The organism is Marinimicrobium sp. UBA4509 (assembly GCF_002388575.1).
Taxonomy (GTDB): domain Bacteria; phylum Pseudomonadota; class Gammaproteobacteria; order Pseudomonadales; family Cellvibrionaceae; genus Marinimicrobium; species Marinimicrobium koreense.
Map to the genome: position 1 here is coordinate 33,395 of NZ_DGMV01000049.1, position 8,661 is coordinate 42,055.

Below are 8,661 nucleotides of genomic sequence, written 5' to 3' on the forward strand. Positions count from 1 at the left end.
GACCGTGGAGCCGGGGACCGGCGATTCGAGCCCCCAGGGATGGGTTTACGGCGTGTCCGGGAAGGCTTTACCCGCTTCGGGCCGGACTCAAATTTGGCACGAAGGTTCTGTGGTGGGCGACCCCACAACGGGCCGAACCGATTAACGAAGCGTATTACGCACTCGAAAGCCACAAATACTTGGCGAATTGACGATTATGAGCGACTACAAAGCAACCCTGAATCTGCCCCACACTGCCTTCGCCATGAAGGCCAACCTGGCACAGCGCGAGCCCGAAATGCTCAAACGCTGGCAGAAAGACGATCTTTACCAGCAAATCCGAAAGGCGCGCTCTGGTCGGGAGCAATTCATCCTGCACGACGGCCCCCCCTACGCCAACGGTGACATTCACATCGGCCACGCCGTCAACAAAATTCTGAAAGACATCATCGTCAAAAGCAAAACCCTCAGCGGCTTTGACGCCCCCTACGTGCCCGGCTGGGACTGCCACGGCCTGCCCATCGAACACAACGTCGAAAAGAAACACGGCAAAGCCGGCGTCAAACTCGATCACAAAGCCTTCCGGCAAAAATGCCGCGACTACGCCGCGCGCCAGGTCAAAGGCCAGAAAGAAGACTTCATCCGCCTGGGCGTGCTCGGTGAGTGGGACAACCCCTACCTCACCATGGACTACAAATTCGAGGCAGACATCATCCGCTCGCTCGGCAAAATCGCCGACCAGGGCCACCTGCACAAAGGCTTCAAACCCGTCTACTGGAGCGTCGTGGGCGGCTCCGCCCTGGCCGAAGCCGAAGTCGAATACCAGGACAAAACCTCCTACTCCATCGATGTGAAATTCGCCTTCACCGATCAGCACGCCCTGGAGCACGCCGTGCCGGGCCTGACCGGCAGCGGCGACGTGTCACTGGTCATCTGGACCACCACCCCCTGGACGCTGCCCGCCAACCAGGCGGTCAGCGTCAATCCGGAACTGGACTACGTCGTGGTACAGACCGGTGACGAACGACTGTTGGTGGCCGAAGCGCTGCTCGAATCGGTGATGCAGCGGGCCGGGCAGGAGGACTACAAAGTGGTCGGGCGTACACCGGGCAAGGAGCTGGAAAACCTGCAGGTGCACCATCCGTTCTATGCCCGGCAGGTGCCGGTCATCTGCGGTGACCACGTCACCACCGACGCCGGTACCGGCTGCGTGCACACCGCCCCGGACCATGGCATGGACGACTTTGTGGTCGGTCAGAAATACGGCATCGGCACCCTGAACTACATCGACGACAACGGCCTGTATCGCGACAGCGTGGAGATCTTTGCCGGCGAGCACGTCTACAAAGTGGACGAAAAGGTCGTCGCCCTGCTGGAAGAAAAGGGCGCCCTGCTGGCCCAGGGTAAAATCACCCACAGCTTCCCTCATTGCTGGCGCACCAAAACTCCGCTGATCTTCCGGGCCACCCCCCAGTGGTTCGTGAGCATGACCAAGAACCAGCTGCGCGAGCAGGTGAGCGATGCGGTCGATCAGGTGCAGTGGGTGCCGGATTGGGGCCGCGCGCGCATCGACTCCATGCTGGCCTCCTCGCCGGACTGGTGTATCTCCCGTCAGCGCACCTGGGGTGTGCCCATTGCTCTGTTCGTTCACAAGGAAACCGGTGATCTGCACCCGGAAACGCCGGCACTGATCGAAGCGGTCGCCAAAAAAGTCGAGCAGGACGGGATGGATGCCTGGTTTGATCTGGATGCCGCTGAATTGCTGGGCGACGATGCCGAGCGCTACCAGAAGGTCACCGATACCCTGGATGTCTGGTTCGACTCCGGGGTGACCCATTTTGCGGTACTGCAGCAGCGCGGTTATCTGCGCTACCCGGCGGACCTGTACCTGGAAGGCTCGGATCAGCATCGCGGCTGGTTCCAGTCCTCCCTGAAAACCGCCATGGCCATGAACGGTACGCCGCCCTATAAAACCGTACTGACTCACGGCTTTACTGTGGATGCCCAGGGTCGGAAAATGTCCAAGTCCGTGGGCAATGTGGTGCCGCCCCAGAAAGTCATGAAAGAATTGGGCGCCGATGTTCTGCGTCTGTGGGTGGCCGCCACGGATTTCAGTGGCGAGATGAGCGTCTCCGACGAGATTCTCAAGCGCACCGCCGACTCCTATCGTCGCATCCGCAATACCGCCCGCTTCATGCTGTCCAATCTGAACGGGTTCGAGCCTTCTGAACACGCTGTGGCACCAGAGAAAATGGTGGCGCTGGATCGCTGGATCGTCGGTCGCGCCGCCGAGCTGCAGGCCGATATCATCAAGGCCTACGACCAGTATCAGTTCCACCTGATTTACCAGAAGCTGCACAACTTCTGCGTGGTGGAACTGGGCGGTTTCTACCTGGACATCATCAAGGACCGCCAGTACACCACCCAGGCGGACAGTCTGGCGCGGCGCTCGGCCCAGACCGCGCTCTATCACGTCACCGAAGCGATGGTGCGCTGGATCGCACCGATTTTGAGCTTCACCGCCGATGAAATCTGGCCGCTGGTGCCCGGTGAACGTCAGGGACCGGTGTTTGCCGCCGAATGGTACACGTTACCCGAGGCCGGTGAGTCCGAGTTCAGCGAAGAGGATTGGCACCAGATCGCCGAAGTCAAAGATGCCGTGAACAAGGTGCTGGAAACCCAGCGCGCCAATGGTGTGATTGGTGGCGCTCTGGGCGCGGAAGTGACTCTGTTTGCCGATGACGACTTGCGAGCCGTGCTGCAGAAACTGGGCGACGAGCTGCGTTTCGTGCTGATCACCTCCACCGCTCAGGTGCGCCCGCTCGATGAGGCCACCGAGGCGGAATTGACGGATGTTGAGGGGCTCAAGGTCGCGGTGGAAAAATCCAGCTACGACAAGTGCGAGCGCTGCTGGCACCACCGGGCCGACGTGGGCAGCGTCGCCCAGCACCCGACCCTGTGCGTCCGCTGTGTGGACAACGTCGAAGGGCAGGGTGAGGAACGCCACTATGCTTAAATCCGCTTGGCGTTGGTACGCCCTGGCAATTGCCGTGATCGCGCTGGACCAGATCAGCAAACACTGGGTATCCGCCGCACTCACCTATGGCGAGCCCGTGGTGTTCACGCCGTTTTTCAACTTCACCCTGCTGCACAACCCCGGCGCGGCGTTCAGCTTTCTGAGTGATGCCGGGGGTTGGCAGCGGTGGTTCTTTACCGTGGTGGCCGCCGTGGTCAGCGTGGTGCTGGTGATCTGGCTGGCGCGGGTGAGCGAAAAACGCTACGAGGCGTTGGCGCTTGCGCTGATTCTGGGCGGTGCCATCGGCAATCTGTACGACCGGGTGGTGCTGGGCTATGTGGTGGATTTTGTCGTGGTGCACTATCAGGATTACTACTGGCCGGCCTTCAATATCGCCGATTCGGCCATTACCGTCGGCGCCGCCCTGTTGATCCTGGATATGTTATTTGGCAAGGACAAACGTCATGACTGAACAGCTGCCCGTGGGGCCCGGGACCACCGTCACGCTCCACTTTTCCCTGCGCCTGGAAGATGGCGAGGAAATCGACTCGAACTTTGATAAAGACCCGGCGACCTTCACCGTCGGTGACGGTAATCTGCTGCCCGGGTTTGAAAAAGTGCTGTTTGGCCTCATGCCGGGTGACCAGCAGGAATTCACCATTCCGCCCGAGGATGGTTTCGGCCAGCACAACCCGAGCAATATGCAGGAAATGCCCCGAGATCAGTTCGGCCCCGATATCGAGCTGGAAGAGGGACTGATGCTCTCCTTTGCCGACGCCCAGAAGGCCGAATTACCCGGGGTGGTGAGGGAATTCGATGATCAGCGGGTGCTGATCGATTTCAACCATCCGCTGGCTGGGCGGGATATCCTGTTCAAAGTGGCGGTTTTGAACGTCGAGCCGGCTCAGGTACACTGAACACCCGCGCCGCCCGTCGGCGCTCACTTTGCGCGGGCCCCGCCCGCCGGAACCTCTCAGGTTGTCTGACACTATGCAAATCAAACTCGCCAACCCCCGCGGCTTCTGTGCCGGTGTCGACCGGGCGATTGATATCGTCAATCGTGCCCTGGATGTCTTTGGCGCCCCCATTTACGTTCGCCACGAAGTGGTCCACAACAAATTTGTGGTCGACACTCTGCGCGAGCGCGGTGCGGTGTTTGTGGAGGAGCTGGAGCAGGTGCCGGACGATGTGATCGTGATTTTCAGTGCCCACGGTGTCTCCCGCGCCGTGCAGCAGGAAGCCCGCGATCGCGGCCTGCAGGTGTTCGATGCCACCTGCCCGCTGGTGACCAAAGTGCACGTGGAAGTGGTGCGTTACAGCCGGGAAGGGCGCGAGTGCGTGCTCATCGGCCACGAGGGGCATCCGGAAGTGGAAGGCACCATGGGTCAGTACGACGCCAGCAATGGCGGTGCCATCTATCTGGTCGAAGATGAAGACGATGTGGCGGCGCTGGAGGTCAAAAACCCCGACCATCTGGCCTATGTCACCCAGACTACCCTGTCCATGGACGATACCGCCAAGGTGATCGACGCCCTGCGGACCAAATACCCCAATATCCTGGGGCCGCGCAAAGACGATATATGCTACGCCACCACCAACCGTCAGGATGCCGTGCGCCAATTGGCGCTAGAGTGTGACCTGGTACTGGTGGTCGGCTCCCACAACAGCTCCAACTCCAACCGCCTGCGCGAGCTGGCCGAGCGCTGCGGCACCGAGGCGTACCTGGTGGACGGCCCAGAGTGCATCCACCGAGAGTGGCTAGAGGGCAAAGAGAGCATCGGCATCACCGCCGGGGCCTCCGCGCCGGAAGTGCTGGTGGAAGAAGTGGTCCAGAAGCTGCGCGGCTGGGGTGCTTTGACGGCCGAAGAGGCCGCGGGGACGCCCGAAACCATCAGTTTCAGCCTGCCCCGGGAACTGCGCTGACCGACTCAGTTGGTGCAGACCTCCGGTCCCACCGTTTGGCGCCTCATTCTGCCCATACGAGAAAGCACAAGCTCGTACCCCTGTAACCCATCTGGACGGCAGATGGTAAGGCGGCCCGCCTGGAAGCCCCCCAGTGCGCTGCCGCTGGGGTGCCGGCTTTCTCCGGTCCCGACATAAGATACGGCTCGCCGTAACTTGCTGTCACTGGAAATCGACAGACCACCCAGATCCGGCGGCAGTTGGTGCGTCAGCACGACGTGCTCTCCGTCATCCCGAACGCCATTGTGGTTCTCGTCATCGAACAGTTCCCAACCCCGCTCCCAGTCACCGAGCGGGCGCAGGGTGACCCGGCCATTGCGGCTGACCGCCCGTTGGCGAGCCAACTGAATGGCATCCTGGAGCGTCTGGGTCATCGTGAGAGTGCGGGTTTCTTCGATCTGCCGCTGGAACCCGGGCAGTCCGATGGTCAGTAGCAGGGACAGAATGACCAGAGTGATAAGCAGTTCCAGAAGCGTCAGTCCACGCTGTGGCATAATTTTCCTCCTTGAAAAGTGGCGGTCTCCCGAGGGTTACCGTTCATACGTCCGTGTTGACCACATGTCGTGCGCCCGCTGGTGGGGCGGCCCGGTTGTGGTAGCGTTGGTACTATAAAGGCGGAGGGTCGGTCCGTCCAGAGAATCACCCGCCACCTGATCAGCCACCGGGCCCGGGCATTGTCCGGCTCAACAACAAAAAGTGTTGATATATGCAACGAAGCACTCCTACTCGCCAACCAGGTTTTACCCTTATTGAGCTGATGGTGACGCTTGCGGTCCTGGCCATCGTCCTGGGGATCGCGATTCCCAGTTTTAACGCCATGATCCGCAACAACCAGTCCCTCGCCCTGGGTGACGAGCTGATCTCGACGCTGAATTTTACCCGCAGCGAGGCGGTCAAGCGCTCCGATATTGTGACCCTGTGTGCCAGCAATGCCGATCGCGATGGCTGCGGCAATGACTGGACCAATGGCTGGCTGGTCATTCTGGATCGCGATGCCGGTGGCGAACAGGGCAATAACCCCACGGTCAACAATGACGCGGATATCCTTCGGGACCGGGAGCCTTTGGCTAACGACATGAGCATCACGATGAACCGGGGTGGGGCGGTGACCTATGTTCGCTTCAATCAGTTGGGTGCGCTGGCGCGCACGGACAATAATCAGGTGACCGGCCTGGCGCGCCATGACGACTGCACCAACGATTCGGCCCGGGCGATCCGGATCAGCCTGTCCGGATCGGTCAATTCCGCCCGAGCCGAGTGCTAACCCCCGTGAGACGGTTTGAGGAATCTGTAATGTCACTGAACAGTTCGCATAAACAATCGGGGGCCGGCTTGATCGAGGTGTTGGTCACCGTTCTGATTCTGGCCACGTCGCTCTTGGCCATGGGAGCCCTGCAGAACCGCAGCCTGCAGTTCAACCACAGTGCCTATTTGCGCTCTCAGGCCAATATTCTTGCGTACGACATCATGGACCGGATGCGAATCAACCGGGACCGTATCGACAGCTATGACGGCTATGGTTTTGGCGATGATGCGCCGGCGGGCAATTCGTTGGCGGACACAGACGTCCAGCAGTGGCTGGATCGGCTTGAGAGGACGTTGCCTGGCGGCGAGGGAGCCATTGACTGCGATGCCAACCAGTTGTGCACCATCAGTTTGCGCTGGGTGGATGAAGACGCTGCACCGGATGAGGCGGGTGAAGACGCCCAACTGGTCACTTTTACCTACAGTTCCCGTATTTAGCGGCCCGGAATCGAGAGAGCGCCTCCCATGCGTAAACAGCAAGGTTTATCACTGATCGAACTGATGATATCGCTGACCCTCGGCATTGTACTGATGACCGGCGTCATGCAGATGTTCCTCACCAGTCGCACCACCTACAACACTCAGCAGGCGATTTCCCGGATTCAGGAAAGTGGCCGGATGGCGGTTGAGTTTCTCGCGCAGGATATCCGTATGGCGGGCTACCAGGGCTGTTCGAGCCGCGGTGCCAATCAGAATATCGAAATTGGGGTGGAGGATCCGACCAACGACTACCTGCTTGATTTCAATATCTCCATACAGGGCTATTCCTCCGATAATCATCCCATGGATGGTATCGATGTCGCCGATGGTTCTGACGTGCTGGTGGTTCGACGGGCAAGTAATGTGACCATGCCCATTGTTGGGCCCACAGGCAGTACCGCCAATCTGGAAGTGGCAGCGGAAGAGGAGGACGACTGTGTGGGGGATGTCTGCCGGGGTGATATTGCCGTTATTTCAGATTGCACTCAGGGCCGGGTATTCCTGATCACCAATTTCCAGAACGTTGGCGGTGGTGGTTCAAAAATCGTCCACGCTCGCTCCAATGTGGCCAACCAGCCGAAAAACCTCGATGCCCAGTTGGGGGGGCAACAGTTTGGTGCCGGCGCCGAAATCCTGCGGATGAGCACCCTGACTTATTACATCGACGAAAGCGGTTTCGGTGCGCCCGGTACCATGAGCCTGTGGCGCGATCAGGATGGTGAACGGGCGGAACTGATCGAAGGTGTCGAGAATATGCGGGTGCTTTACGGTCTGGATTCAAGTGGTGACGGTATCCCCAACGATTATCGGGAATATGACGCTGGTTTAGATTGGGAAAACGTCCTGGCGGTCAGGCTCGAGTTGTTGATGCAAAGCCTGCAGCCAAATGTATTGCCGGACCCCCAGCCCTATTTCTTTGGGGGTGAAACCATCGATGATGCGCGAATTGATGATCGGCGTATGCGTCAGGTTTTCAGCACCACCGTTGGCATCCGCGGACGCCTGGATTAAGAGGTAAACCTATGAACGTCAATGCAGTGACAATGGCTTCAAAACAGCGTGGCGCCGTGCTGATTGTTGGTCTGATCATGGTGCTCCTGATGACCATCGTGGGGCTGGCCGCCATTCGCAGTACCGGTCTGCAGGAGACTATGGCCGGTAACATGCGTGAGCGCAATCTGGCCTTTCAGGCCGCCGAGGCCAGCCTCCGGGTGGGTGAGGCGCTGGTAGAGGACAACAACGTCGATGGGCTGGACTTTTCCGGCGCAACGCCCGGTCTGGAGCCTGATCTGAACCAGCCGGGTCTGGCATTGCCCCCGGTGCATCAATGGACCGATGAGCAGTGGGAAGCCAATGCCGTGCAGGTTGATATGGGGCTGGAGAATATCGGCGATGCCAATCAGCCCTGGTACGTCGTGGAAGAGCTGATGGTGCTGTCGTTCAACGCATCCCAGTCCACCGGTGGCGCCATCGACCAGCAGAGTTTACAGAATACCAATGACCTGCAGATGGAATTCTTTCGGGTCACCAGCCGGGGCCTCAGTGGCTCGGGTGAATCACAGGCCGTGCTTCAGTCAACTTATCGCAAGAATTAACAGGGTAGCGTCATGAAACAACGAATGATGAGTTCCGTGCTATACCGAGGTGCCTGGGCGTTAGGGTTCAGTTTTCTCTCGGTCGCTACCACCCATACGGCCCTGGCTGCTGAGCCGGCCCAGTCGCCCCTATTTATGACCCAACCAGTCCGACCGGTGGCCATGCTGAATATGTCCAATGACCATCAGCTGTTCTTCAAGTTGTACGACGATTACAGCGATATTGATGGGGACGGGGAGCCGGATACCACCTATAAACACGATTACGACTACTACGGTTACTTCGATAGTGGCTTGTGTTATGAATACACCAACAGCCGCTTT

The 8,661-nt window shown here is 59.4% G+C and carries 10 protein-coding genes; 9 read left to right on the plus strand and 1 reads right to left on the minus strand.

All coding sequences use genetic code 11. The annotated features are described in order from the left end of the window. Positions 1-196: 196 nt before the first annotated feature. The 4 genes from ileS (at position 197) to ispH (ending at position 4,918) form a co-directional block, all read left to right on the plus strand. Positions 197-2,995, plus strand: a complete 2,799-nt coding sequence (ileS, locus tag B3520_RS07855) for an isoleucine--tRNA ligase (protein WP_286804126.1) — start codon at positions 197-199, stop codon at positions 2,993-2,995. Beyond that, positions 2,988-3,467, plus strand: coding sequence for a signal peptidase II (gene lspA / locus B3520_RS07860; RefSeq protein WP_286804127.1), 480 nt, complete (start codon positions 2,988-2,990; stop codon positions 3,465-3,467). Before ileS ends, lspA begins: the two co-directional genes overlap by 8 nt. Then, positions 3,460-3,912, plus strand: coding sequence for an FKBP-type peptidyl-prolyl cis-trans isomerase (locus B3520_RS07865; protein ID WP_024462540.1), 453 nt, complete (start codon positions 3,460-3,462; stop codon positions 3,910-3,912). The genes lspA and B3520_RS07865 overlap by 8 nt, the downstream gene beginning before the upstream one ends. Before the next feature lie 73 nt (positions 3,913-3,985). After that, the gene (ispH, locus tag B3520_RS07870) at positions 3,986-4,918 is read left to right on the plus strand and encodes a 4-hydroxy-3-methylbut-2-enyl diphosphate reductase (RefSeq protein WP_286804128.1); all 933 of its coding nucleotides are present in this window, start codon (positions 3,986-3,988) and stop codon (positions 4,916-4,918) included. 5 nt (positions 4,919-4,923) lie between these two features. Here ispH and B3520_RS07875 read toward each other — a convergent pair whose 3' ends face one another. Beyond that, a complete protein-coding gene (locus B3520_RS07875) occupies positions 4,924-5,451 on the minus strand; it encodes a GspH/FimT family pseudopilin (protein ID WP_286804129.1) in 528 nt (175 codons plus the stop codon). 212 nt (positions 5,452-5,663) lie between these two features. On the opposite strand from B3520_RS07875, the gene B3520_RS07880 reads away from it, so the two are divergent. The 5 genes from B3520_RS07880 to B3520_RS07900 form a co-directional block, all read left to right on the plus strand. Then, on the plus strand, positions 5,664-6,221 hold the full coding sequence (locus tag B3520_RS07880; RefSeq protein WP_286804130.1) for a GspH/FimT family pseudopilin: 558 nt from the start codon (positions 5,664-5,666) through the stop codon (positions 6,219-6,221). Between the two features lie 29 nt (positions 6,222-6,250). Next, on the plus strand, positions 6,251-6,700 hold the full coding sequence (pilV, locus tag B3520_RS07885) for a type IV pilus modification protein PilV (RefSeq protein WP_024462544.1): 450 nt from the start codon (positions 6,251-6,253) through the stop codon (positions 6,698-6,700). Between the two features lie 27 nt (positions 6,701-6,727). Then, entirely contained in the window at positions 6,728-7,753 is a 1,026-nt protein-coding gene (locus B3520_RS07890) for a PilW family protein (protein WP_286804131.1), read from the plus strand. 11 nt (positions 7,754-7,764) lie between these two features. Further along, positions 7,765-8,337, plus strand: a complete 573-nt coding sequence (locus tag B3520_RS07895; protein ID WP_286804132.1) for a pilus assembly PilX family protein — start codon at positions 7,765-7,767, stop codon at positions 8,335-8,337. A gap of 135 nt (positions 8,338-8,472) precedes the next feature. Further along, on the plus strand, positions 8,473-8,661 hold a 189-nt coding region (locus B3520_RS07900), incomplete at its 3' end, for a hypothetical protein (protein WP_286875822.1).

What these genes read in the sequence shown, in the direction of transcription:
- lspA (WP_286804127.1), top strand. Translation starts at nt 2,988, where the DNA reads ATGCTTAAATCCGCTTGGCGTTGGTACGCCCTGGCAATTGCCGTGATC.
- B3520_RS07875 (WP_286804129.1), bottom strand. Translation starts at nt 5,451, where the DNA reads ATGCCACAGCGTGGACTGACGCTTCTGGAACTGCTTATCACTCTGGTC.
- B3520_RS07880 (WP_286804130.1), top strand. Translation starts at nt 5,664, where the DNA reads ATGCAACGAAGCACTCCTACTCGCCAACCAGGTTTTACCCTTATTGAG.
- B3520_RS07865 (WP_024462540.1), top strand. Translation starts at nt 3,460, where the DNA reads ATGACTGAACAGCTGCCCGTGGGGCCCGGGACCACCGTCACGCTCCAC.
- pilV (WP_024462544.1), top strand. Translation starts at nt 6,251, where the DNA reads ATGTCACTGAACAGTTCGCATAAACAATCGGGGGCCGGCTTGATCGAG.
- B3520_RS07895 (WP_286804132.1), top strand. Translation starts at nt 7,765, where the DNA reads ATGAACGTCAATGCAGTGACAATGGCTTCAAAACAGCGTGGCGCCGTG.
- B3520_RS07890 (WP_286804131.1), top strand. Translation starts at nt 6,728, where the DNA reads ATGCGTAAACAGCAAGGTTTATCACTGATCGAACTGATGATATCGCTG.
- ileS (WP_286804126.1), top strand. Translation starts at nt 197, where the DNA reads ATGAGCGACTACAAAGCAACCCTGAATCTGCCCCACACTGCCTTCGCC.
- ispH (WP_286804128.1), top strand. Translation starts at nt 3,986, where the DNA reads ATGCAAATCAAACTCGCCAACCCCCGCGGCTTCTGTGCCGGTGTCGAC.